Origin of the sequence: Microcoleus sp. SVA1B4, from assembly GCF_036700545.1 — a bacterium.
GTDB lineage: Bacteria > Cyanobacteriota > Cyanobacteriia > Cyanobacteriales > Microcoleaceae > Microcoleus.
Genome location: NZ_JAUBPB010000086.1, coordinates 1 through 25,368 on the forward strand (window position 1 = coordinate 1; position 25,368 = coordinate 25,368).

Here is a 25,368-nt window from a genome sequence, read left to right on the forward strand (position 1 = left end):
TACAACAAACTACATTGAAATTTAGTCGGATTTAACTGTAGCATATTTTGGGTTCCAGTTAAGATGCGTTTACCCTGCCTTTCATGACGACCGGCATATTCACAGGTGCACCAGAGTATAGTGCTTCCCAAGTGATAGGGCCGACAATCCCATCTTCTTTTAAAAAGACGCGGTGTTGATAGCCTTTGACGGCGTTTTGAACTTGGACACCGAAGATACCGTCAATCGGGCCAAAATAATAACCCCAATGATATAGAAGCTGTTGTAGTTCCTTGACAGCTTGACCTGTTGAACCCATTTGTAAAGTGGGTTTGTTTACTCCCGTGGTTTCAGCAAATGCCAGAGTTGATTGAGCAGTATTATCGGCGACGAGAGCCATAGTTTCATTGTTCAAGCTTCTTTCTTCGGTGTACATAATGTGCTTCCTCTCAACAGTTAAGTTTTGGTGTTTGATATTTCAGGTATAACTGGTGGGATTTGTGGATGCACAGTCACTTTTTCGAGTGTCACTCATTTGAGTGTCACTCGTTTAAGTTAGTCCCAGTGTTAACTGTTAATATCTCTTCCGGCTGCGGCGGAATGATATACTGAAACAATGTTAAGAGTGCAACGAAGACAAGTTATGCACTAAACGCCTAAAGTTGGAGCCTCCTCAAACTCCAGAAAGAAGAGCAGGCATGATGAATTTTCCGAGGTGTCTAAAGGATTGTTTCTACTTACCAGTCTTGGCTGCGTAGCCGGCGACCCGCTAAGGCCCGCACTTGCTCTTCTGCGTCGGAAACTGCAAGCGATCGCAACAAGGGCACAACTCCCGGATTTTCGGGATAATGTTCGATAATCGCTTCGAGCGCTGTAAATCTGGGATTGTAAGGAAAAGAACCGTTTTGATTGTCAGGATCGCTCAAAGTTCGATCGCGCAAAAACTCAAACATTCCCGGCTCATCTTTCCATCCCCGCATTAACTCTACCAGGGCGATCGCCCGCACCTGCGAATCTTGATCTTTTTGAGCTCTAATTTTCAGCCACTCGAAAGTTTGAGACTGATTTGTCCACCCGCGCGCTAACTTTTGCAAAGCGATTTGCCTGACAGCGGGACTCTCATCGCCCTCTGCTTTAGCCTCCAGCAGCATCCAAGTTTCAGGATTGTCTGACCAGTTGTAAGCGAGTTCAAGCACCGCTGCTTCCCGCACTAGCGCTTCCCCAGAATCGAGCTGAATTTTCAGCCAAGACAAGGTTTCCGGGGCGTCGGGCCACCCCCGCACGATCGATCGCACCAGCACGCTCAGCAGGTGAGAATCATGCTCATACTCGACCCGGCTTTTGAGGAAAGGCAGCGTCTCGCCCCGATGAGACCAGCGTTTTGCGATCTCTGCCACCGCAGTTTCTCGGACGTTCAGGTGTCTGTCAGACGCGGCGAGATTTTGCAACCAGCCAAAGATTTCGAGACTGCCTGATGCCAGTGCGGCGACAGCCTCCACTACTACTTGCCGCACAGTCCAGTAATCCTCGGAATCAGCTATTTTTTGCAGCAGGGGCAGGGTTTCTGGGTGATCGGGCCAACCTGCGGCTATCTGTTGTAGGGCTATTTCTCGCAGGTCGGCGTCGCGATCGCCCAATGCTATATTTTTCAAAAAAGTCAGAGTTTCGGGGTTCCCGGGCCAGCCAGAGGCAATTGCTTGCACTGCTGAGCGCCGGACGCTCGAACTCGCGTCGGACTCGGCTTTATTCTTCAGCAGTGGGTAAATGTCTGGTTCATCGGGCCAGTGCGAGGCCAATTCTTCTAAGGCTGCTGTCCGCACTTCTCTGCTGCTGTCCGATTCGGCTAGGGTTTTCAGCAGCAGGTAAACGTCGGCTGCGGCGGGCCAGCCTGCTGCCAACTCCCGCACCGCTACGGTTCGCAGGATAGAACTTCCTGTCTGAGCAAGGTTTTTGAGCAGGGAGGCGGTGCCTAAAAGGCTGTGCCAACCTCTGGCTATTTCTTGCCACGCACAGACTCGCACTCCCAAATTTTCGTCGGATTCGGCGGCGGTTCTCAGCAGCAGCAAGGTATCTGTGCGATCGGGCCAATTAGAGGCCAACTGTTCGAGTGCTGCGGTGCGGACTGCGGGACTTTGATCTGACATAGCCAGGGCACTCAGCAGCGGCAAGGTATCGCTCGTGTCGGGCCAACCACAAGCCATTTCTCGCGCACAGGTCGATCGCACTGCCCAGCTTGGATCTGATTTGGCGAGGTTTTTGAGCATCAGGTAAATTTCTGGCTGATCTGGCCAACCACGGGCTATTGCTTCGACTGCTGTGGATCGGACTTCGCCACAGTCGGTGGAGTGAGCGAGTATTTTCAGCCAGGGCAGGGTTTGCGGGTCGTTTTTCCAAGTTTGGGCGATCGCCACGATCGAGCGATTGCGAATTTGATAAGTTTCCTGCAATTCTTGAGCGCTTTGATAAAGAATCAGGAAACCCGTACCGTATTGCGATAACTTTTTTAAAGCGTTTAACAGTTTTTTTTCGGTTTTTTTATTAACATCATTTTTCACTTTTAACAGGCATTGCGCTGCTAAAAACAAATTAATAAATTTTTCTTGTTGACCGTTCTGATCTGTGAGATATTCTATAATTTGGCTCGCTGTTTCTTTGTCGAGCTTAGCTGCAATTTCTCTGAGGACTTCGTGCAAAGATTCGTCACGCCAGTGCTGGCCGAAAACTTGTATGTTGAGTTCGCCCCAAGTCAGTTGACCGATTTTGAGTTGGGCATGGATTAACTCTGCTACAGTCTGGGGATTATTTTCGGAAACAAGTTTTTTTAACAACATACCGATACCCTGCCCCTTAAGTTTGTTTGCATTGACCATCCTCGCATCAGCTCGGATATTAATTGAGATTTTTTTGAGCGAGCGTGGAGTATGGAGCCAATCGACTCTATTTTATACGAAAAATACTGAGTCGGGAGGGCCCTAATGCAAAATCCGCCAGCACCCACAGAAATGTTAGGTGGTGGCGGATGGCGATCGAACAATTAAGCCGCTGAATCTAACTAACAGCTACTTGGACGCGATCGGCTACAACGCGAACCGCAAAAGTAGGAATCTTTACCGTTTCATCATCCAGACATTGCCCGGTAGTCAGACTAAAGTTTTGTTTGTAAATGGGAGAAGCAACTTTGAGAGTGCCGTTGCGATCGCCCACAATTCCCCGCGACAAAACAAAAGCTTTACTAAACGGGTCGTAATTGCTAAGCGCATAAACTTCATCCCCGTTTCCCACTCGGAAAATCGCCACTTGTTCGCCTTTAACTAAAGCGCAAACTCCAGTATAAGGGGCGATCGCATCCAGAGAACACACATCTACCCAAGTTGTTACTGTATCGGAAACTTGTAATGATTGAACCATTTTCTTTTCCTGTTAATTTACTTCAATCTCGTTCCCAGTCTCCGGCTGGGAACGTAGGTTTCGAGGCTCTGCCTCGCGTTTCGAGGCTCTGCCTAGCCTCGCGGAAGGAGGCAGAGCCTCCCGGAATTCATTCCCAGGCAGAGCCTGGGAACGAGATTCTTGCTCCCTCCCCTGATTCAAGGGGAGGGCTGGGGAGGGGTTATCTTGCTCCCTCCCCTGATTCAAGGGGAGGGCTGGGGAGGGGTTATTCCGAAACTCCAGCCAGAGCCTTTTCATGTTCGTTAGCCGGCCGCGTTTGTCCCCGTTCCGCAACACGAACAATACTCGGATCTGGCAAATCGGAATTCACAAAATGCTGGAATCGCTGCACCTTTTGTGGGTCTTCAATCGTCGTTTTCCACTCACATTGATAAGTATTCACTAAATGTTCCATCTGCGCTTCTAATTCAGCACAAATGCCCAGAGAATCCTCAATTATTACCTGTTTCAAATATTCAATTCCGCCCTCAAGTTTGTTCAACCAAGTAGCAGTGCGTTCCAATCTGTCGGCGGTGCGGATGTAGAAAACCAAGAATCGATCGATATACTTAATCAAAGTTTCCTTATCGATATCCGTAGCCAGCAAAACCGCGTGCTGTGGCTTAATACCGCCGTTGCCACACACATACAAATTCCAACCATTCTCTGTCGCAATTATCCCAAAGTCCTTGCTTTGAGCTTCCGCGCATTCGCGAGTGCAACCAGAGACAGCAGATTTGAGCTTGTGGGGCGATCGCAAACCACGATACCGCAATTCAACCTCGATCGCCAAACTCGTTGAATCCTGCACCCCAAAGCGGCACCAAGTGCTACCAACACAAGATTTTACAGTACGCAGAGCCTTACCGTAAGCGTGTCCCGACTCAAATCCCGCATCAATCAACCGCCGCCAAATATGCGGCAATTGATCCACGCGAGCCCCAAACAAATCAATCCGTTGCCCGCCAGTAATCTTAGTATAAAGCCCAAAATCCCTGGCAACTTCACCCAAAACAATCAACTTATCGGGAGTGATTTCTCCCCCCGGTATTCGCGGCACCACCGAATAAGTACCGTCGCGCTGAATATTGGCCAAAAAGTAATCGTTCGTATCTTGTAAACCGACGTGAGACTTCTCTAAAATATGGTCATTCCAAGTAGAAGCCAGCATCGAACCAACTGCAGGCTTGCAAATTTCGCAACCCTTACCTTTGCCGTGTCTTGCAATCAACTCCTCAAAGGTTTTAATCTCTTGAGAACGCACTAAATGGTACAATTCTTGACGAGAATATTCAAAATGTTCGCAGAGATTATTTTTGACTGCGAACCCAGCTTTCTTCATCTCCGACTTGAAGATATCCGTCACCAAAGGCACGCACCCGCCGCAGCCCGTCCCAGCTTGAGTGCATTTTTTGACGCTGGCAACATCGGTTAAATTATGGTCGCGAATCGCTGCACAAATCTGCCCTTTGGTAACATTATTGCAAGAACAAATTTGAGCCGAATCCGGCAAACTGTCTACTCCAAAACCTACTGCTACTCCCCCTTCTCGCGGTGGCATTAACAAATCTTCGGGATGCGGCGGCAGAGCAATTTCATTTTGCATAAATTGCAGCAAAGTGCCGTAAGCCGAAGCATCTCCCACGAGAATTCCGCCTAAAATTCTGCTGCCGTCTTGATTTAAAACTAATTTTTTGTAAATGCCTTGGAATGTGTCAGTGACAACAATTTCTTTAGCATCGCCCGACTTGGGAAAAGGCTCTCCAAAACTAGCGACATCCACTCCCAATAATTTGAGTTTAGTGGACATATCCGCACCTGTAAAAGTGCTTGTGGGACGGGCATCTTGCCCGTCATCCGCTACACGGCTCAAAATATCTGCTGCTACGCTTGCCATTGTATACCCAGGCGCAACTAAGCCGTAGATGCGATTTTGATACAGGGCGCATTCTCCGATCGCATAAATATCAGGATCGGAGGTTTGGCAGCTATCATTAATCAAAATGCCACCGCGTTCACCTACTTCTATACCGCAACTTCTGGCAATTTCGTCGCGGGGGCGAATGCCAGCAGAAAACACAATCATATCTGTTGCTAATTCCGAACCGTCAGCAAACAGCATTTTAGTAACTTTGCCATCTTCGCTAACAATTTCTGTTGTAGATTTGCTGGTATGAACCGAAACCCCCAAATCTTCTATTTTGCTGCGGAGAATTGCCCCGCCCATCTCGTCAACTTGCACGGGCATCAGCCGCGGCGCAAACTCAACAACGTGAGTTTTCAAGCCCATATTTTGCAGAGCATTAGCACATTCTAGACCTAACAAACCGCCGCCAATTACTACACCTGTTTTGCAATTTTTAGCGTAATCGGACATCGCTTCCAGGTCGTCAATTGTCCGGTAAACAAAAGTTCCTGTAGCGTCTTTGCCTTGAATTGATGGCACAAATGGATAGGAACCGGTCGCGAGAACAATTTTGTCGTAGGGAACTTCTAAACCGTTGGCTGAAGAGACTGTTTTTTGTTCCCGATTAATGGCGACTGCTTTGTCGCCAATGTGAATCTGGATGCCGTTTTGTTGATAAAATCCCGGTGCAACTAAAGATAAATCTCCCGCTGTTTTGCCAGAGAAAAATCCGCTGAGGTTTACGCGATCGTAAGCAACGCGCGGTTCTTCACAAAAAGTAATTAAATTCCAGTGTTTGGCAGCATCCGAGCTCACCATTAACTCCAGGAACTTGTGACCTACCATGCCATTGCCGATTACAATGAGGTTTTTTTTGGCTGTCATGAGAATCTATTTTATCCCGTTTATCAGTCGTTGGGTTAATTAATATAAGACTTTATTATAAAGTTTTGTACTTATAGATACAAAAAATGGAGATTTATGCAATTGTCGAATACTCCCGATTGCATTTTTGCATGATATGTGCGATCGACCGATTTTAGATTTTAGATTTTAGATTTTAGATTTACTCCACAGTTAAGTGGGGTGCGTTAGTCGATTTTAGATTTTAGATTTTAGATTTACTCCACAGTTAAGTAGGGTGCGTCAAGTAAGTCTTTTTGACAAAACGATTAATATTTTTACTGTGACGCACTTTACAGTTTTCTAATTCTTAATTATTTAAGCGCCCATGCCCGAATACTGCTTCAAACCCTGCCGCCAAAGCCAGCGATTCCACACAAAAAACACCGCACTCCAACCCAACATTACCAACAAACCGCGGCCTAAATCTACGGGTAATCCTATCAAGATAGAAGCGGGAAAATGAATCAAATAAGGAAACGGCGTCCACAAAACTACTTCGCGCACGGGTGCGGGAAACACTTCTAGTGGCGCGATAAGTCCCGATAAAAACAGGTAAATTAGAAACCAGAATTGCTCGATCGCACTTGCCCTCTCCAGCCAAAAAGCAAACAGCGCAAAGGTATACTGTATAATAAACCGCAAGCAAAAAGCCAAGACGATAACCAGCAAAAACAGCAAAAACCTGCCCAAACTTGGCAGCCAAAAAGCCTGCGGGTAAAGTGCAAAAAACAGCAGCACTAATCCCAATACAAACGGCAGCCTCGCAAACCTTTCGGAAATGTGAGATACGAAGTGATGCCATACGGGATCGAGAGGCTGCAACAATTTATTAGATAGCCTGCCTTGCACTACTTCCTTTTCAAACTCCCAAATCACCCAAACTACATTTGTTTGCCTGACAATGAAAGCCGCTAGAAAATAACGAGCAAAGTCGATCGAATTCAGCCCAAATTGACCAGTTTCTGCCGCCTGCATCCAGACGCCCATCAATATAAACGGCAAAGCTCCCGACAGCGCCCACAAAAACAATTCCGCCCGGTATTCGAGCATATAAGCATAGTAGGTAACTAACAAAGTTTTAGTAATTCTCACTATTCTGTTCATATCAATTTTAGAGTTAATTTTTAGGTGTTAGCAACGGGCTCGAAGCCAGTTCCACAAAACATTGAATCTCTAGTGAAACAGGCATCTTGCCTGTTTTTTGGGGTTAGCAACGGGCTAGAAGCCCGTTCCACAAAACATGGAAACTCTCGTGGAACAGGCATCTTGCCTGTTCAATTTTTTGGGGTTAGCAACGGGCTAGAAGCCCGTTCCACAAAAACATTAAATCTTTAGTGGAACAGGCATCTTGCCTGTTCTACTTTATAATTCTAGTGGAACAGGCATCTTGCCTGTTATAGAGAATGAACCCAGCCAAAAACATTAGACTTTTCCCGTGCGAAAAACTCTACCAATTACCTCTTCAATTGGCGGATCTGTGACAGTCAAATCTATCACTTCTAACTCCGCCAAAATCTTCGCCACGCTCACCGTCAGCTCTTCCCTTTTCACCAAAAACCGCACCGATTGTCCCTCAATAGATTCTACCTCCCCGTAAGCAAAAGCACTATCTTTTGCCAGGGGCTTAGCTAATTTTACCTGAACTTCCCGATAAGGTGCAAACCTGTCGAGCAATCCGTCTAAACTGCCATCATAAACTAATTGCCCTTCATGGATTAACAAAACGCGCTTGCACAAAGCAGTAATGTCAGCCATGTAATGGCTCGTCAACAGCACCGTTGCTTGATAGCGCTCGTTATATTCTCGCAGAAATTGCCGGACGCTAAACTGTGCGTTTATATCCAAACCTAAAGTCGGTTCATCCAAAAATAATACCTCCGGCTGGTGCAGCAGCGCCGCCATCAATTCAGCTTTCATGCGTTCGCCTAAAGAAAGCTTTCGTACCGGCTGATTTAATTTGCCTTCTAGTGACAGCATCTCTGTCAATTCTCCGACTCGCCGTCGATAATCTGCATCGGGAATGCCGTAGACAGCGGCATTAATTCGCAGAGAGTCAAGCACAGGTAAATCCCAAATTAACTGCTGTTTCTGCCCCATCACTAAGGTGATTTTTTGCAGAAAATCTGCTTCCCGACGGAAAGGAGTACGATCGCACACACTCACCGTACCCGCAGACGGATAAATCAAACCCGTCAGCATTTTCAGCGTAGTAGTTTTGCCCGCACCGTTAGCACCTAGAAACCCCACGACTTCCCCCGGTTCAATACTGAAAGAAACGCCCTCAACTGCTTTGATATTGCGGTAAGTGCGACTAAAAAAGTGTCGCACTGTTCCTTTAAGTCCCGGTTCTTTAATCGCTACTGGATAAACTTTGCTCAAGTCTTCAACTAAGATAATTGGCATCGGCTCAAATTTTAACTTTTATTTTAATCTAGGGTATTTCCATCAGGCTTGTGCCAAGATGGAGCGATCGAGCTATCTAGTAGGGTGCGCCAGCCATTGCTCGATCGCGAGTCAGGAAGTAACTGTGTTCTGGCGCACCCTAATAAACTGTAGAATATTGCAAAATATCCATAATCACATCGCACAAAGTTTACAACTATGGTACTCACCCCAGATAATTCAGGCATCTCTCGTTTGGTAGGAGACAATTCTCCTGAAAATATTACACTTGCACCAGGACAACTTGCTAGTTTTCCTGGGGGACTTTGGATGGTGGGCGGCAATGATACTGTCAGGGGATCGTCAGATGCAGAACGGATTTTCGGCAACGATGGTAAAGACAGTCTGTTAGGCGGTGTCGGCAATGATTCTATTTACGCCGGCAAAGATGATGACGATGTTTTGGGAGAAACTGGCGACGATTTCTTGACAGGAGATAGAAATAGCGATTTCCTTGATGGGGGTGCGGGAAATGATTTGCTGCGCGGTGGACAAGGTGTTGATTTGTTAGTGGGCGGAGACGGTAATGATACTTTAATTGGCGACAGAGATGTGGATATTTACCAAGGTGGTGCAGGGAATGATGTATTTGTTTTTCGAGTCGATCAAGCGGGAATCCGAGTATTTGGAATTGAAGTTCCAGACGCGGTAATTGTGGATTTTGATAAGTCTAACGATTCGATTGGAATTAGTGTGGAATTTACCAGCAGCAATATCTCTTTGGAACAGGTAAGTTATAGCTTAAACGATCCGAGACTGCTGCTGATCAATCCTGCAACTATCGCGGGGGGAACGAGTTTGTTAGCCAAGGGTGGCATCTCCCAGCGAAGTCTAGATCCCGATGGCAACGGCCGTGTGGAAGCTACTAATATTAGATTCGGTGTTACTAATGCTTTGTTGGGTACTGTGTTGAATGTGACCCCAGCCGATTTAAACGATCGTTTTATTAATGCTAATTCTTTGCTTTAATTCGTTGCTTATATATCTCTAGTAGGGTGCGACCGGGCGCACCTTACCCATTACCCATTATCTAACTCATCGTCAAAACTGCGCGATAGCGCACTTGATTGTCCCGGACTTTCTGCATTGCTTCATTCGCTTGTGCGATCGCAAAAACTTCGACAATTGGCTCAATCTCAAACTTCTCTGCAATTGCCAGCATTTCATTAATCATAGCGCGACCGCCGATGAGAGAACTCACAATTCGGCGTTGCTTTACCAGCAGCGAAAATAACGGAATGCTCAAAGGTTCGTCGGGAACTCCCACAAAAGCAAGCGCACCGTTAGAATCGAGAAAATCAATGTACGGAACCCAATCTAAAGAAGCAGGAACAGTGCTCAACAAAATATCTAATTTGCTGCTGGGGGCTTGAGGAACTTCGCCTTTTCCTACTACAATAGCTTCGTCCGCCCCCATTTTATGTGCAAATTCTGCCTTATCTTGGGAAGTAGTAAAAACTGTAACTCGGTTGCCTAATTTTTTGGCAAATTGCACCGCCATGTGTCCCAAACCGCCGATGCCAAGAATGCCAATTTCTTGCCCAGAACTCATCCCCGCATTTCGCAAACCGGCGTAAACCGTAATTCCGCCGCACAACAGCGGCCCCGCTACGTTGGAATCGATGCCTTTGGGAATAGGAAAAGCAAAGCGGGAATCTACCATCAAATAATCGGCAAAACCGCCCGGCCCTGTAACAATTAATCCCTGGTTTTCATCGCAGAGATTTTCGTTACCGCGCAAGCAGTCGTGGCACTGCAAACAAGACGACCTTTGCCAGCCGACACCAACGCGATCGCCCACTTTTAAATGAGTCACTTGCGGCCCTATTTCTGCCACTTCTCCGATAACTTCGTGGCCGGGAACGAGGGGATATTTTGATTGACCCCAGTCATTGTCAATCATGTGCAAGTCAGAGTGACAAATGCCGCAGGCTAAAACTTTGATAATACATTCATGTACTTTTGGAGGTTCGACATCGAATTTGTATTCTTCAAGCAATCCGCCTGTTTTTGTAACTGCAAGTGCTTTGATTTGCATGGTGTATTTCCTGGTTTGTTTGCCATTATAGTGCTCGATCGACTTTCACAGTCTCTTTCTTTAGTTGTATATATTCAGGTGAACATACCCCTAGGAATGATGCGCGTTACTAATAATTTGTCTGGTGCTTGTGGCGCACCTTACCAATTAGCAATTACCAATTATAGCAATCCTCGCATCAGTTGTAAAAATATTTAGGCGTAGTGCTAATAGTGCCTACCCCAGCCTGCATCGGGGCAACCACGGGGGGGTTGCCCCTACAAGAATTACACAAATCATTTAGGATTGCTATAGCAATTACCAATTAGTCTCACAACTTGCCATTTCCCATTGCCCACTGCATCAAACCGGGAAATAACCGATAAGCTTCCGATGCCAAAAAAGCAGGGCCGACGGTAACTTCTGCACGCTGATTTTTCACAGCATCCCAGATAGCTTTAGCAATATCTTCTGGCTGAGTTGCCCACTCAGATTTCAGCATTTTGCTCATTTGCTGGCGGCGCGATTCGACTGCGGGTTCGTCTCGATCGCGAAATTGAGCTCTTTCTAAAAAATCGCTGTTAATCAAGCCCGGATGCACGGCGCAAACGTGAATACCTTGAGGCACTAATTCCAATCGCAAAGTTTCTGTTAAACCTGTTACTGCATATTTGCTGGCACAATAAGCAGTCATTTGAGGCAAAGGCATTTTGCCACCAATTGAACCAACATTGACGATTGTCCCGGTTTTTCGTTCCAAAAAATGTGGCAACATTTCTTGAATTGTGTTAACGCATCCCCAAAAATTGGTATTCATTAATTGCTGCCAGTCTTCGGAGGTAGTGTGCTCGATCGCCCCCGTGAGACAAATGCCAGCATTGTTAACTAAAACATCGATGTTGCCGCAGGTATCTAGGGCTTTTTGGACGATCGCCCGCACTTGGTGAATGTCGCCAACATCCCCCGGAATAGCTACAGCGGAAGTGCCTTCTCGCTGCACTTGAGCCGCTGCTGCTGCCAATCTCTCTGGCTGGCGAGCTACCATAACTACATCGTAACCTTTACTTGCAAATAAAATTGCTGTTGCTTTGCCGCTTCCTTGAGAAGCGCCTGTAATCAAAACTGTAGGAGCCATAGATAGTTATAAATTGTAAGTGGAGAAATCGTTTCCGGCGGTATTGAAACTATAACAGAGGTAATCTAATTTTAGGCACGCTCTACATTAATATTTCTTGAGTATAGCAATTTTCTGTGATTTGCGATGAGGCTTTTTTTAAACTCACATCTTGCACCATTCTCAAGAACGGGCAAGATGCCCGTTCCACCAAAGATAAATTTTCTTGTGGAACAGGCATCTTGCCTGTTCATAAAAGCCTTATTGAGAATGGTGCAACATCTCAGTTTTAACGAACCGCGAAGGCGCGTTAGGCGAAGCCGCGCGTAAGCGCTAGGAAGGGAAGGAAGAGAGAAGAGGAGATGAGAAGAAGAGAAGAGAAATTATTCATAATTTGTGCGAAAATTGCTTTGTAAATTTTCCTAATGCCCAATGCCCAATGCCCAATGCCCAATGCCCAATGCCTAAAAAATGAATCTTCCGAAACAAACGCCTAATTGGTCGATCGCCCTAGTGTTAATTATCGGCGTTTTAGCCGTCTCAACTTCATCAATCTTAATTCGGCTGGCTAACTTTTCAGCAGGGGCGGGCGGTTTGGGTTTCAGTCTGGTGCTCGCGGCCTCTCGTCTGACTTTATCTGCTTTAATTCTGCTTCCGGCTTGGCGAAAAATTCAGTGGAACACCCTGCAACCGGGAGCTCGGCGCTATGCTGCTACTGCGGGTTTGTGTCTCGCCCTGCATTTTGCTCTCTGGATTACCTCACTTTCTTATACTTCGATCGCCGCCTCGACTGCTCTCGTCACCACTAATCCTGTCTGGGTAGCGCTTTTGTCCCGCTTCTGGTTCGGCGAAAAACTCAGCAAAATGTCGATCGCTGGCATTACTATAGCCCTGACTGGGGGAATGGCGATCGCTCTGGGAAGTGCGGGCGCAGCCGATGCTGGCAGCAGCCAACTGCTTGGCGATTTCCTGGCTCTGGCTGGTTCCTGGGCTGTCAGCTTGTATTTGCTGCTGGGCCGGGAAGCTCAGCGGCGGGGACTGGGAATTGGTGGCTATATCGCGATCGCCTATACTATTGCTGCGATCGTCCTGCTGCCTCTCCCCTTCGCCTTCGGTACTACTTATACTAATTACCCCGACATTGTATATTTTTATATTTTGTTAACAGCCGCTTTGCCTCAGTTAGTCGGCCACACCATTTTGAACTGGGCTGTAATGCAGATTTCCCCAACTCTGGTAACTCTTGCCATCTTGTTTGAACCGGTGGCGGCGAGTTGGTTGGGTTATTTGCTGTTTGGGGAAATGCCGGCGCCGGCGGTACTCGCAGGTGCTGCGGTGCTGTTGTTGGGTGTAGCAATCGCTACCGTCGGAGCAAAAAAAATAACACTCAACACTTAAGAGTTAACAGTTTTCGACATTGCCACTACAGTTGCCGTGAGTCAGAATAAAACAAATCAGGGCTTAAAAACAAAAATAACTCGTCAGTTAAATATCAGTTCCAAACTATCAAAGGTCTGACTAATGACTAATAATACTCGGTTGCCTTTAGGAGAATAAAATTATGCTGCCAGAACAACTACAGCGGATCATCGGCTACTTTATCGAAGAAGCCACAGAACAGATCCAAATTATCGAACCAGGCTTGCAAGATATCCAAAACACCCTGGCAGATCCCCAAAGAATACACCAGCTCATCCGAGCCTCGCACTCGATAAAAGGGGGAGCAGCTATGCTCGGATTTAGCAGCATTCAGCGCATGGCTCATCGGTTGGAGGATTATTTAAAGCTGCTGAGAGAATGTCCGATCGCCATTGATAGCAGGCTACAATCGCTCTTAACCGAAGTTTTTGATATTTTAGCCGCCCTCGTGTCCAAGGTTTCTAAGGGTTTTGGGCTCAAGCACGAAGACGCAAACCAAATGCTATCCATCGCCGAACCAGTTTTTGACGAACTCGACGCTTACCTGAGATTGCGAATTCCCACTCGCCTGACGGTGAGAGCTACTACGGACGAACATATTCACGTTTTCTCCGGTTACTGCACCTCCCTGAGCGAATTTTCCTCGGCTATTGCTTCGCGCGTCGGTTTGCTCGGAGGCACTATTACCCGCCACGATCAGGATAGCCAGGGGATACGCCTTTGTATTGACATTTACCTGCCGCCTTACACCAGGATCGAAAACATCCGCCAAGCTGTCGAACTCTCCGGCGCTATTATCGGGAATGTTCAGACGCAGCGCGACTTTTCGCTGCTGGCGACTGGAGATTATCCGCTTTACCAAAGTGCGATCGAACCTCCCGCAATTTGCATCGGATGCCGCTACTATTACGGCAGAAGCGACGGCGGCTACCTGCTCAACTGCACGATCCATCCCCGCGGCCCGGAAACAGAAGATTGTCGCGATCGCGAACCGGAATAACGGCTGAAAACTCAGCCCTCGGAAGCACGATTTGCCTCTCGAAAAAATCTTCGGAAACCCATATTTTCCCTGATTTTTTTCACATTACCCCCTGCCATTTTTTTTAAGTTTTTAGACAACTACATCCTTCTTCCTTCGGAAATATCCCCTAACAACTGATACCGCAACTCGAATTAATTGCATCATGCTTGCAGGATGAGCGATCGCCCAGACATTGATTGTCAGACAAGTGATTGCCATAACTAGCAAGATGTATGTCGGAGGCATTACTACCCCGATCGCGAACCAGGTAAAAACGTGAAATATCATTGCTGTAGCCCAAAGGCTGGCGACAACCACAGACGCCCAAATTTGCATTCGAGGTCGGTTTAGTCCTGTCAAAATCGCTGTCTGCAAAGTAGTCAGCAAGTTTGCCGGAACTAAAAAGGCACAGATAGCTATGCAGTAGGTATGAGAAAATTCAGTAACTGTATTGAAGTCGAGCATCAGTCTAAATGTCGGGCCTGTTGGGTATACTTAAAGAGCTTAGCGTGACTTGACTTTCATATCTTGTCACCCTTACCTTAACTTAATATTTCAGTAAGTAGGCCGCTCTGGAGACGCATTTCTCTCCCCCTTTTCTTGCAGGGAAAATTTTACCACAAATATTAAAGTTTTGGAAAATTATTAAACATACTTGAAGAATCGCAACAATTGCTATGATAATTAACATCGGGAAGCGATAGTATATAGGAGCCAAGTCGGTAAAATTTATAGAAAGCTGAGGCTGGTCTCACAGCAACAAATACTGCCGGCTGATTTTCGACTAAATCTTTTTTGATTCGCTGATGATCGGATGATTGATTCTTGATTGATTCTCAGTGTCCGTCCAGGGATCGATCAGTTATGCGATCGAACAATATGAGATTATCATAGAAAAGCCACTTGGCTCTCAAATCTCAAATCATTAGAACCCTCTCGACATTTTACAGCGGAAGACAAAGAAAATGGATCTACAAATCACAATTCCCGCACTCGAAGAAGTTGACTTGACAAACTGCGACAGAGAACAGATTCACATATCGGGGCTGATTCAGCCACACGGGGTGCTACTTGTTGTACGAGAACCTGAACTAGAAATACTGCAAGTCAGTGAAAATACGCAAGATTTGTTAGGAGTAGAGCCCGAAAGTGCGATCGGTCGAAATTTGAGCTTATTCTTCAATAGAGTTCAACTCAAAAAACTCAAGCTTTGTTTGTGTAATGAAAACTTAAAAACCGTTAATCCCATTAAACTCTCTGTCATAAACAAAGGTAAATATTTAGAATTTGACTGCATCCTCCACCGAGTAGAAGAAGTATTGATGGTCGAGTTGGAATTGGCCACCAGCCCAGAAAATCTTTCAGTTTTTAGTTTTTATCATTCAGTGAGATCTACTATCAGCAAAATTCAAAGCGCCAAAAATCTCAAAGAATTATCTCAAATAACTGTAGAAGAAGTCAGAAAAATATCGGGTTTTGATAGAGTTATGGTCTATCAATTTGACCACGAAGGCAACGGCGCTGTAATCGCTGAAGACAAAGCAGAAATGCTGAGTCCTTTCTTAGGATTAAACTACCCAAGTTCAGATATTCCCAAACAAGCCCGACAACTGTATGCGTTAAATTGGCTGAGGTTAATCCCAGATATTAATTATCAACCAGTCCCCCTTGTTTCAGGAAATAATGCTCTCACGACCCAGCCGCGAGACCTGAGTTTCAGCGTATTGAGAAGCGTTTCTCCCATTCACATAGAATACCTGCAAAATATGGGCGTTGCAGCTTCGATGTCAATCTCGTTAATCAAAGACAAAAAACTGTGGGGATTGATTGCTTGCCACAACTATACACCAAAATACCTCAACTATGAATTGCGCGCCGCCTGCGAATTTATCGGGCAAGTAATGTCCTTAGAACTGCAATCAAAAGAAGGAAACGAAGACTACGACTACAAACTACACTTAAAATCCATTCAAACCAAGATTTTTGAAGACATATCCACGTCCGACAACTTGTCAGAAGTGTTAGTTAAATGTCAGCAGAATTTGCTAGAAGCAGTCAACGCCCAGGGAGCCGCCATAATATTTGGAGACAAGTGCTATCAAGTAGGGCAAACACCTCAAGGAGAAGCGCTCAAATACTTAACTCAGTGGGTGCAAGAGCATTTAAATAAAGAAATTTTTTATACGGACTCGCTCACCAAATGCTATCCAGAAGCTGAGGAATTTAAAGACACAGCCAGCGGGTGTTTGGCCATAGCAATATCTCCGACTCAGAAAATATACGTTTTGTGGTTTCGCCCGGAAGTAATTAAGACCGTAAATTGGGCGGGCAACCCCAACAAACCAGTGGAAACCGATGAAGATGGCAACCCTCGACTGTCTCCTCGGAAATCCTTCGAGCTGTGGAAAGAAAATGTGAGGTACAAATCGTTGCCTTGGAAACAATGCGAAATAGAAGCTGCATTGGAACTGAAAAAAGCAATGATTAATATAGTGCTGTGTCAAGTCGATAAACTCGAAAAATTAAATACAGCACTAGAAGCATCAGTCGCCAGAGAACGGGAAAAAACTGCTCATTTAAAAACAGCGATGTCCGAGCTGAAGCGGGCGCAGACTCAATTGGTGCAAAGCGAAAGAATGTCAAGCTTGGGACAGTTGGTGGCGGCAGTAGCTTATGAAGTCACTAACCCGATTAACTTCATCTACGGCAATCTTAGCTATGCTAATGAATACAGTCAAAAAATGATCAATTTATTGCAGCTTTACAACCAGCACTATCCGTCGCCTTCGCCAGAAATTGAAGCACAAATAGAAGCAGTAGAATTAGAGTTCATAGTTGAAGACTTACCGAAATTGCTGGGTTCAATGAAAGTAGGAGCTAACCGCATCCGCGAGATAGTTCAGTCGCTGCGAAACTTCTCTAGAATTGACGAAGCAGAGATTAAACCCGTTGACATTCACGACGGATTGGACAGCGCTTTGTTGATTTTGAGCAATAGACTCAAACCGAAGCCCGATCGCCCCGCAATTCATCTCATCAAAGAATATGGTTCTCTGCCTTTTGTTGAGTGTTACCCAGTTCAAATCAACCAAGTATTTATGAATGTACTGACAAATGCAATTGATGCTCTCGAAGATGCCTTTGTCAACAATAATTTATCGTCTCACGGCGACAAAGAAGAGCCAGTTAAGTACGGACAAATTCGGATTGTGACTGAAATTTGTCCCGGAGAAAAAGCCGTAGCAGTTCGGATCAAGGACAACGGTTGGGGCATGACCCAAACAGTGCGCCAGAAAATTTTTGAGCCGTTTTTTACCACAAAACAGGTGGGCAAAGGTGCGGGGATAGGTTTGGCGATTAGCCACGAAATTGTGCTAGAACAACACGGTGGCAAATTGACTTGCATTTCTGCCCCCGGAGAGGGTACCGAGTTGATTATTGAGATTCCCTTGAGCCAAACTCACCCCACACCCATTGTCAAGTGAAAAAAAGTCCGCGCTAGCGAATCTATCCCAAAGGCTAGGAAATCGCCCCAATTCAAAAATCGAAAATTAGATTAAAATACAAAAGCAGCTAAGTAGATTTGAGCCAATTCAGAGGAAGCTAGTATGACTGAAAAAAAAACCGCCCAATGGGATGCCGGCCGGTTTCTCAAAACCTTGGCTTATTTCGGCGTCATTCCCTTCATTGGCAGCATTAGCTGGCTGCAACAACTCTTTGGAAGCAGCAGCAAAACTAAAAAAGACCAACCCAAACTGATACTGGTAGCCGGTGCTACCGGCGGCGTCGGGAAGCGAGTTGTCAAGCGGCTGCAACAGCGGGGATATAGAGTGCGAGCCCTCGTCAGAGATGCTAAAAGAGCAACAGAAATTCTCGGCAAAAATGTCGAATTAGTCGAAGGAGATATCACTCTCCCAGAAACCCTAACACCGCTAGTAACCGAGGGCATAGAAGCAGTTATCTGCTGTACTGGCACCAAAGTTCAACCGGTAGAAGGAGACACCCCAACGCGGGAAAAATATTATCAAGGCATCAAATTTTATATGCCGGAAGTTGTGGATGTTCCCGAAATAGTCGAATACAAAGGCCTCAATAATTTAGTGCAAGCTGTTCGTCGCCAGCTAATTAAAGCAGGCGAAAAAATAATTTTTGACTTCACAAAACCCAGCCAAGATTTAAAAGAAACTTGGGGGGCGCTAGACGATATCGTGATGGGCGGCACCAGCGAAAGTTCGATCGTACTTACAGACAATACAGCTATCTTCACAGGCAATGTTTCTACTGCCAACTCGGGCGGCTTTGCTTCGGTGCGTACCCGCAACTTCGATCCTCCGCTTAATCTCGCAGGATTTAGCGGCCTCCAACTACGTGTCAAAGGGGACGGCAAGCGCTACAAATTGATTGTTCGCAGCGAAGCTAAATGGGATGGAATTGGCTATTGCTATTCGTTTGATACTGTTTACAATATCTGGATTACTGTCACTGTTCCTTTTGATGAATTAATTCCAGTATTCCGCGCGAAAACAGTCAAAGATGGCTCTAAATTTGATGCCAGCAGTATTTTTTCTTTTCAGTTAATGTTGAGCAAGTTTGAATATGATGGCGCGCTCAACCCGAAATTTACACCGGGTATTTTTCAACTGGAGTTAGAATCTATTAAAGCTGATGGGGGACAGACTTTGCCGCGATTTGTGATGGTGAGTTCGGCAGGAGTTACCCGCCCTGGCCGCCCAGGAATTAACTTGGAAGAAGAACCGCCTGCTGTCAGGATGAATGATATGTTGGGGGGGATTTTGACTTGGAAGTTGAAAGGGGAAGATTGTGTGCGATCGAGCGGCATACCTTATACTGTTGTCAGACCTTGCGCTTTGACAGAAGAAGCGGGAGGCAAAGCTTTAATATTTGAGCAAGGAGACAATATTAGGGGCAAAGTCAGTCGGGAAGATATTGCAGAATTGTGCGTGGAGGCTTTGGAACAACCTCAAGCTTGCAACGTTACTTTTGAGGTAAAAGAGGGGGAAAATGGCAGTTCTCCCGGAGACTGGCAGGGTTTGTTTTCGGGAGTTAAATAACAATTGTTTGTAGAGGCTGATTAGTTTGTTACCCCTTGATTACTCGGCGGTTGAAACCGCGTCTACACAAACGAAGTCTGCCTCCGCAGACTAAGAAATAACTGCTTCCTAGGCTCAGCCTGGGAACCAGTTATAACCAATAACTAATAACTAATAACTAATAATTAATTTATGTCTGTTACTTTTTCCCGACGAAAACTGACTCCTTATTTGTTTTTGCTTCCGGCTTTATTTATTTTGAGTTTGACTGTTTTGTGGCCGGCGGTGCAAGCTTTTTATTTGAGTTTTACCAACTACGAATATGATTTGACTCAAATGCCGCAGTGGGTGGGGTTGAAGAATTTTGAGAGGTTGTGGGGCGATCGAGTATTTTGGCAAACTTTGAGGAATACGCTGCTGTATCTCACCTGCGTTGTGCCTGTATTGGTTGTTCTACCGTTGGGAATGGCGATTTTGTGCAACCAAAAACTTAAGGGGATGAACTGGTTTCGTGCAGCCTACTACACGCCGGCGGTGATTTCCATGGTTGTCGCTGGGATTGCTTGGAAGTGGCTGTTTGCTGAGACTGGACTGCTGAATCAGTTGGGGGAATTGTTGGGTTTACCTCCTGTTTCTTGGCTGGCTAATCCGAAGTTAGCAATCTTTAGCGTCATGGCAGTTACTATCTGGAAAGGATTGGGCTATTACATGGTGATTTATTTGGCAGGGCTGCAAGCTATTCCGGCAGAACTTTATGAGGCGGCTGCTATTGATGGTTCTGATGGTTTGGGAAAGCACTGGGATATTACTGTGCCGCTGATGAAGCCGTATTTAGTTTTGGTTGCGGTAATTTCGGCGATTTCTGCTACTAAGGTTTTTGAAGAAGTTTATATTATGACTCAGGGCGGCCCTCGCAATAATTCTAAGACTGTTGTTTATTATCTTTACGAACGGGCTTTTAAGGATTTGGAAATTGGCTATGCTTGTACGATCGGGCTGGTTTTGTTTTTGCTAATTTTGGGTTTGTCGATTTTGCAAGTTAGTCTTCAGGGTTTGACTCGCAATGATTAAGATTGGTGACTGATTGGTAGTGAGTGAGATATTGCAACATTCTGATCTCAAGAACAGGCAAGATGCCTGTTCCACAATACATCACATCTTAAAAACAGGCAAGATGCCTGTTCCACAATACATCACATCTTAAAAACAGGCTTTCCGGCCTGTTTCACAATACATGAAATTTCTTGTGGGGTGTCCCGCCCTTCTAATTTATACTAATTTTAGACTTGAATCTCAAAGTAATGCGATCGCTCACGGCTTTGGGCAGGTCTTATTGGTGAAATCACAGGTATAAATATAGGGTTTCTGCCAGCTCAGAGGAATTTCTAATAAATCCCTGGTTCCGGTCATTCCCTGTCCCAGAAAGAGCAGCACAGCGATCGAATTCAATACCACATGGATAGTGCGCCAGCGATTTGAGCGGTCTTTGTAAATGTCTTCAATGATGGCAAGGGAGAAAACCATAATTAGCGCAGCGGCGATGCCAATGTAGTAGTGAGACCAGTACCATTCATTGGTTCGCCGATAAACGCCATCTTGAGTGCCAAGAATAACCAAACCAGTACCTGTTAGGGTGGCAAATATGCCGCGCCATAAAGCGGGTGTCGCTCGATAAAGCATCACCAAAGAGGCGACAGTTGCAACAAACATCAGCACAATGAAAATGACCTGAAACGAGTTTTTGCTCCAAACATCCTTGCTCAAAATATGCTCAAAAATCGGGTAGGCTAGACCCACCAACGTCACTCCTACCACAGAACCTGACAGAATTCGACCTGCTTTGACGTGTTCTGAACCGACTACAGGTGGAATTTTGCTCTTGGTGTCGATCGCAATTTGCTTCCGACGCTGCATGGTTTGCCACGCCATATTGAGAACAACACCAAGCATCGGAAAAACAATCGCTACAGCTAAAATAGGATGCAGCAAACCCAGAAAATCTTTAAATTCCATATATCACCTGTTTGTTGAAGAGGGTTGGCTTCATCAACCCGGTTTTTGCGATACATAATATCATATCCGGCGATCTAAGCACAGGAATTTGGTAGTCAGGACTAATAGTAATTGTTCATCGGCATAGATACAACTGAAGTCCTGACTACCAACACGCTTTATGAAGGATAAGTCACCCAATATTTTGCTCGCTCAGAAAATATAGCAGTTGTCAATTGTGTGAGGTACAGCTTGTTAAGTTACGCAATAACGCAATTACCATGACCTTTTTGTACCCATAGAAATGAAAAATGCTGGAGGTAACGTTCGTGGCGGTTAATGACTAATTTTCTGCATCACTTTCAGCTTAGCGGAACAGTTCTTTGTTATTCAGAATAGCAGGCCAATTTTTGTTTCCTGAAGCAATGTGACCAGGAATATCCCCCATCCACTGTGCTTGTACTTTCTTGTCGTAGTTGAGATAAAGCTTCCCATTAACGATTTTCCAGGCGTCAGGCTGAGTGACAACAAGATGCCCTTCACTGGTTCCCTGGGCGCAATATCCACCGTATTGAGGAGCATAGTTTTCAGGATTTTTAGCAAACTGATCACGGTTTGCTGCATTAGCAAATATCCAAGTTTTTCCACCCCAATTATGTTTAAATTGGCTAACTCCCATAACTAATTTGCTTTGGGTGAAATAGGCTACGACATCCTGACCATCAAGAGCCACACCTTTTTCGGTGTAGAATTGAGGATGAACGGTTGGTGTGCTGCTTTTACCAGCACAAGGATTGGCTTTACCAGCACAAGGATTGGCTTTACCAGCACAAGGATTGGCTTTACCAGCACAAGGATTGGATTGTGCAACCTTGGATGAAACCGTTGTAGAGTTTGAGTTTGTTGATGCCTTGAAGTTGCCGTAGCTAACATTAGTTGTTACCAAACCGAGAATGGTAGCAATGGCGATCGTAGTAATGTATTTTACTTTCATGTGTCTAATTTCCAGATAAATTGTTAGTAATTCCACGCCAGATGTTTGCTTGATAGTTCTTGCTCTCTGGGAATTATGCTGGCTTGTTGTTGTCTTCAAGCTTTGAGGTTATTTACATTAACGCTCAAGAAAATGAGTGCTAGATGAGGAATAGATGGATGAGAGATAAAACTCTGAATACTTTATACGTCCCTTTATTCAGCAAAAATTCATCGGGAAATTAGGAACGCATCATCTAGTTACCCCGAATTTCTTATAGAGTGGAGATTAACCCTGACTATCCTTAAGAGTCCTTGATACACTCTTGGCTTAGCAACCGGGTTTCTTGCTAGATATCTGGTTGCTCAACCCAAGATTGCTGATGAGAAACTTAGTAGTGCAGTAATTTAATCGCGAGTTGAGAAATTATGACAGGAAAAGACTGGTTAGTGACTAATGATGGACAGTGCAGTATTTTTGAGGCTACAAGTCAAATTGAAGATTTGACTCATCCCTACCGACTTTACCGCTTTTTAACTGACTTGGAAGATGTATTAGAGCAAATTAGTGATGATTATTTACGACTCCAGGCAATTTGTCCCCTTGTCCGCAGGTTGTTAGATAGTTCTTCCTGGTTTCAAATTGCTCTCCTTGAGCCTGACTCTGAGACAGGCTGGGCCTTACAAACACTGTATGATGAACCATTTTTCCCTCTGACCGTGCAGTTGGTCGCTTGGGCTCCGGGTGCAGTTTCTCCGATTCATAATCATGCCAGTTGGGGACTGGTGGCGCTACTTGATGGACAGGAGAAAAATACTTTTTGGCAGCGATCGCCAACTCGCAAGTTTCCCGATACAATCACAACAGTGGGAGATATTTTGCTTGCTCCTGGTGACGTTTTGTGCTTAATGCCAGATGCGATTCATCATGTGGAAGCACTCGGAGATAAACCAACCATTAGTTTTAATCTTTATGGTGTAACAGATTACGATCGACGATTTGAGTTTAACCAGATTAAAGGCACTGCGGAAAACTTTTAAGATAGCAGCCTGATGAAAGCAAATATCAACAAATATCAAATCTACCGGGCGATTGCAATCGCGGCTGCACCAACTTTCATGCGTCGTTCAGGCTTCGAGGCTAGACGGGTTCGGAGGCCTGAACCACAACCCCTGCTTTTGATTGCTATGGTTGGGATTTCCCTAATCTTAATGCTTAAGTCTCCTCGCTACCTGACGATATAATGAAGCTAATTCGCCAATTTATAGTTGCTATCAACTCTCTCACTGGCCAGCGAATTTCTACCTCTTCGCTTCAGTTTCGCCTGACGCTGGAATTGCTGGTACTCTCGATTTTAGGACTTAGCAGTGTGGCATTTTGGGCCGGCTGGCAAAGGTCGCAAAATCTAGTCGGTGCCCATAAACAAACCCTGGAATACATTGGAATACGCTTTCCCGAACAGGTTGAGCTTTATAGTGAAATGGGTTCACTAGAAATTGGCTTAACCCGAAGTGTGCATAAAGCTTCCACAGGAGGAATCATGGTGTGGGTGAAGCGAAATGATGGGATGCTTTTGGTAAATTCACCTGATATGGATCTGCAATCTTCTAAGATTACGAAGATGATATCGTTGAGGGAAGTACCTGCTGAGCCGACTTTTGTTCAGGTGGGCGATCGCTACTTGGTGATCTGTAGCAGAACTCTGAGGATTAAAAATGAGTTACTGGGTACGGTATATTTCTCTCAAGATATCACTGATGAGCAACGTCAATTAAATGATGGGATTAGCAGTCTAATTGTTGTCAGTATTGTGGTAATCTTAGTGTTAATGTTGGCGATCGCCAGTCGCATTCGTCATGCTCTCCATCCTTTGGAACATATGAGTCAGGTAGCTAGCACTTTGTCTGCTGATAATTTGCAGGCGGCAAAACTCCAACTGCATCAGGCTCCTGATGAGATTTTAGGACTAGCGCAAACCTTTAATGAGATGTTGTTTCGATTGTCGGGTTCCTGGGAGCAGCAACGCCAATTTGTCGGTAATGTTTCCCACGAATTACGCACTCCTCTGACGGTTGTAGTTGGTTATTTACAAAGTTTGCTGCGTCGCAGCACTAACTTAAGTGACTATCAGCAACAAGCACTGGAAACAGCCGTTGGGGAAACTGAACGCACGATTCGGATGTTAGAAGATTTGCTGGATTTGGCAAGGGCTGATAGCGGCAACTTGCACTTTCGTTTGAATCCGGTGATGCTGAATACTCTGGTGGCTGAGGTAGCCCAGATGAGTCAAAAAGTTAGCAATCGGAAAATTATTTTGGTGTCAACTGATGAGGATGTTGTAGCCTGTGCGGATCAGGATCGTTTACAACAGGTGTTAATTAACTTAGTTGATAGTGCAATCAAGTATTCTGCTCCAGAACAACCAGTTGAGTTAGTATTAGAAAAGAAGGAACAGCAGGTGATGATTCATGTGGGCGATCGCGGAATTGGTATTTCTCTCCCCCATCAAAACCGGATTTTTGAGCGGTTTTACCGGGTGGATGAGTCAATGACGCGCTCTAGAGACGGTACAGGGTTGGGATTGGCGATCGCCAAAAGCCTGATCGAAGGCATGGAAGGACGTATTACGCTCCGATCTAAACCGGGAGAAGGTAGTATTTTTACTATCACCTTACCTGTCTGGAATCCGCAGCTATGAGCGATCGCATTCTCCTTGTTGAAGATGACCCTAAACTGGCAAAGTTCATCGAATCTGAACTTAGTCTTGAAGGATATCACGTCACTGTCGCCCCAAACGGATTGGATGGATTAACGATCGCTCGTGATACTCAACCGGATTTATTAATTTTAGATTGGATGCTTCCCGGTATCTCTGGATTAGACATCTGTTTAAGGTTGCGATCGACTGGTGTTCAAGTACCAATAATTATGTTAACAGCAAAAGATGAAGTACCCGATCGCGTGACGGGATTAAATGCTGGAGCCGATGATTATGTTACTAAGCCTTTCAGTATGGAAGAACTCCTCGCGAGAGTGAAATCACGTCGGGAGCATCCCGATTTTGCAAGTATACAAAAGTATGATATGATGTATTGTTTTTTTGGAAAACCGACACTTAGCTT

The 25,368-nt window shown here is 45.4% G+C and carries 22 protein-coding genes; 10 read left to right on the forward strand and 12 right to left on the reverse strand.

What is annotated here, in order from left to right; translation table 11 throughout:
- Positions 1–58 precede the first annotated feature (58 nt).
- The 6 genes from QT987_RS26620 to QT987_RS26645 all read right to left on the reverse strand — a co-directional run bounded on the left by QT987_RS26620 (position 59) and on the right by QT987_RS26645 (position 8,620).
- Positions 59–415, reverse strand: coding sequence for a peptidoglycan-binding domain-containing protein (locus tag QT987_RS26620; protein WP_333246194.1), 357 nt, complete (start codon positions 413–415; stop codon positions 59–61).
- A 301-nt stretch (positions 416–716) separates the two neighbouring features.
- Positions 717–2,810: a HEAT repeat domain-containing protein gene (locus tag QT987_RS26625; RefSeq protein ID WP_333246196.1), complete on the reverse strand. Its 2,094-nt coding sequence runs from the start codon at positions 2,808–2,810 to the stop codon at positions 717–719.
- Positions 2,811–3,027: 217 nt separating this feature from the next.
- Positions 3,028–3,387: a nitrite reductase small subunit NirD gene (gene nirD / locus QT987_RS26630; RefSeq protein ID WP_333057424.1), complete on the reverse strand. Its 360-nt coding sequence runs from the start codon at positions 3,385–3,387 to the stop codon at positions 3,028–3,030.
- Between the two features lie 244 nt (positions 3,388–3,631).
- Complete coding sequence (gene nirB / locus QT987_RS26635; protein ID WP_333246198.1) at positions 3,632–6,196, reverse strand: nitrite reductase large subunit NirB; 2,565 nt, start codon at positions 6,194–6,196, stop codon at positions 3,632–3,634.
- Positions 6,197–6,532: 336 nt separating this feature from the next.
- The gene (locus QT987_RS26640; protein ID WP_333246200.1) at positions 6,533–7,321 is read right to left on the reverse strand and encodes an ABC-2 family transporter protein; all 789 of its coding nucleotides are present in this window, start codon (positions 7,319–7,321) and stop codon (positions 6,533–6,535) included.
- A 318-nt stretch (positions 7,322–7,639) separates the two neighbouring features.
- A complete protein-coding gene (locus QT987_RS26645; RefSeq protein ID WP_333246202.1) occupies positions 7,640–8,620 on the reverse strand; it encodes an ATP-binding cassette domain-containing protein in 981 nt (326 codons plus the stop codon).
- A gap of 198 nt (positions 8,621–8,818) precedes the next feature.
- Between QT987_RS26645 and QT987_RS26650 the strand changes: the two genes are divergently transcribed.
- The gene (locus QT987_RS26650; RefSeq protein WP_333245556.1) at positions 8,819–9,628 is read left to right on the forward strand and encodes a calcium-binding protein; all 810 of its coding nucleotides are present in this window, start codon (positions 8,819–8,821) and stop codon (positions 9,626–9,628) included.
- Between the two features lie 61 nt (positions 9,629–9,689).
- Here the strand turns inward: QT987_RS26650 and QT987_RS26655 are convergent, their stop codons facing one another.
- Complete coding sequence (locus QT987_RS26655) at positions 9,690–10,697, reverse strand: NAD(P)-dependent alcohol dehydrogenase (protein WP_333057417.1); 1,008 nt, start codon at positions 10,695–10,697, stop codon at positions 9,690–9,692.
- A 15-nt stretch (positions 10,698–10,712) separates the two neighbouring features.
- On the opposite strand from QT987_RS26655, the gene QT987_RS26660 reads away from it, so the two are divergent.
- Complete coding sequence (locus QT987_RS26660) at positions 10,713–10,895, forward strand: hypothetical protein (protein ID WP_333246204.1); 183 nt, start codon at positions 10,713–10,715, stop codon at positions 10,893–10,895.
- 112 nt (positions 10,896–11,007) lie between these two features.
- Here QT987_RS26660 and QT987_RS26665 read toward each other — a convergent pair whose 3' ends face one another.
- Both QT987_RS26665 and QT987_RS26670 read right to left on the reverse strand, forming a co-directional pair.
- Complete coding sequence (locus tag QT987_RS26665) at positions 11,008–11,811, reverse strand: SDR family oxidoreductase (RefSeq protein WP_333246206.1); 804 nt, start codon at positions 11,809–11,811, stop codon at positions 11,008–11,010.
- An 82-nt stretch (positions 11,812–11,893) separates the two neighbouring features.
- Positions 11,894–12,031: a hypothetical protein gene (locus tag QT987_RS26670; protein WP_333245553.1), complete on the reverse strand. Its 138-nt coding sequence runs from the start codon at positions 12,029–12,031 to the stop codon at positions 11,894–11,896.
- Between the two features lie 230 nt (positions 12,032–12,261).
- Here QT987_RS26670 and QT987_RS26675 point away from each other — a divergent pair, with 230 nt between their 5' ends.
- Both QT987_RS26675 and QT987_RS26680 read left to right on the forward strand, forming a co-directional pair.
- A complete protein-coding gene (locus QT987_RS26675) occupies positions 12,262–13,188 on the forward strand; it encodes a DMT family transporter (protein ID WP_333246208.1) in 927 nt (308 codons plus the stop codon).
- A gap of 163 nt (positions 13,189–13,351) precedes the next feature.
- On the forward strand, positions 13,352–14,209 hold the full coding sequence (locus tag QT987_RS26680; RefSeq protein WP_333246210.1) for an Hpt domain-containing protein: 858 nt from the start codon (positions 13,352–13,354) through the stop codon (positions 14,207–14,209).
- A 111-nt stretch (positions 14,210–14,320) separates the two neighbouring features.
- Here the strand turns inward: QT987_RS26680 and QT987_RS26685 are convergent, their stop codons facing one another.
- Positions 14,321–14,695 carry a hypothetical protein gene (locus QT987_RS26685; protein WP_333057411.1) on the reverse strand — a complete coding sequence of 125 codons (375 nt, stop codon included), beginning with the start codon at positions 14,693–14,695 and terminating at the stop codon, positions 14,321–14,323.
- Between the two features lie 500 nt (positions 14,696–15,195).
- Between QT987_RS26685 and QT987_RS26690 the strand changes: the two genes are divergently transcribed.
- The 3 genes from QT987_RS26690 to QT987_RS26700 all read left to right on the forward strand — a co-directional run bounded on the left by QT987_RS26690 (position 15,196) and on the right by QT987_RS26700 (position 20,352).
- The gene (locus QT987_RS26690) at positions 15,196–17,715 is read left to right on the forward strand and encodes an ATP-binding protein (RefSeq protein WP_333246212.1); all 2,520 of its coding nucleotides are present in this window, start codon (positions 15,196–15,198) and stop codon (positions 17,713–17,715) included.
- 123 nt (positions 17,716–17,838) lie between these two features.
- Positions 17,839–19,302: a CIA30 family protein gene (locus QT987_RS26695; RefSeq protein ID WP_333246214.1), complete on the forward strand. Its 1,464-nt coding sequence runs from the start codon at positions 17,839–17,841 to the stop codon at positions 19,300–19,302.
- A gap of 171 nt (positions 19,303–19,473) precedes the next feature.
- Positions 19,474–20,352 carry a sugar ABC transporter permease gene (locus QT987_RS26700; protein WP_333246216.1) on the forward strand — a complete coding sequence of 293 codons (879 nt, stop codon included), beginning with the start codon at positions 19,474–19,476 and terminating at the stop codon, positions 20,350–20,352.
- A gap of 240 nt (positions 20,353–20,592) precedes the next feature.
- Here QT987_RS26700 and QT987_RS26705 read toward each other — a convergent pair whose 3' ends face one another.
- Both QT987_RS26705 and QT987_RS26710 read right to left on the reverse strand, forming a co-directional pair.
- On the reverse strand, positions 20,593–21,294 hold the full coding sequence (locus tag QT987_RS26705; RefSeq protein ID WP_333246218.1) for a DUF4079 domain-containing protein: 702 nt from the start codon (positions 21,292–21,294) through the stop codon (positions 20,593–20,595).
- 346 nt (positions 21,295–21,640) lie between these two features.
- Positions 21,641–22,267, reverse strand: coding sequence for a YHS domain-containing (seleno)protein (locus tag QT987_RS26710; RefSeq protein ID WP_333246220.1), 627 nt, complete (start codon positions 22,265–22,267; stop codon positions 21,641–21,643).
- Between the two features lie 407 nt (positions 22,268–22,674).
- On the opposite strand from QT987_RS26710, the gene QT987_RS26715 reads away from it, so the two are divergent.
- From QT987_RS26715 to QT987_RS26725, 3 genes are all read left to right on the forward strand, one after another.
- A complete protein-coding gene (locus QT987_RS26715) occupies positions 22,675–23,286 on the forward strand; it encodes a cupin (RefSeq protein ID WP_333246222.1) in 612 nt (203 codons plus the stop codon).
- Positions 23,287–23,489: 203 nt separating this feature from the next.
- On the forward strand, positions 23,490–24,944 hold the full coding sequence (locus tag QT987_RS26720; RefSeq protein ID WP_333246223.1) for a HAMP domain-containing sensor histidine kinase: 1,455 nt from the start codon (positions 23,490–23,492) through the stop codon (positions 24,942–24,944).
- Positions 24,941–25,368, forward strand: a 428-nt coding sequence (locus QT987_RS26725; RefSeq protein WP_333246225.1) for a response regulator, incomplete at its 3' end; no start/stop codon positions are given. The genes QT987_RS26720 and QT987_RS26725, both read left to right, overlap by 4 nt.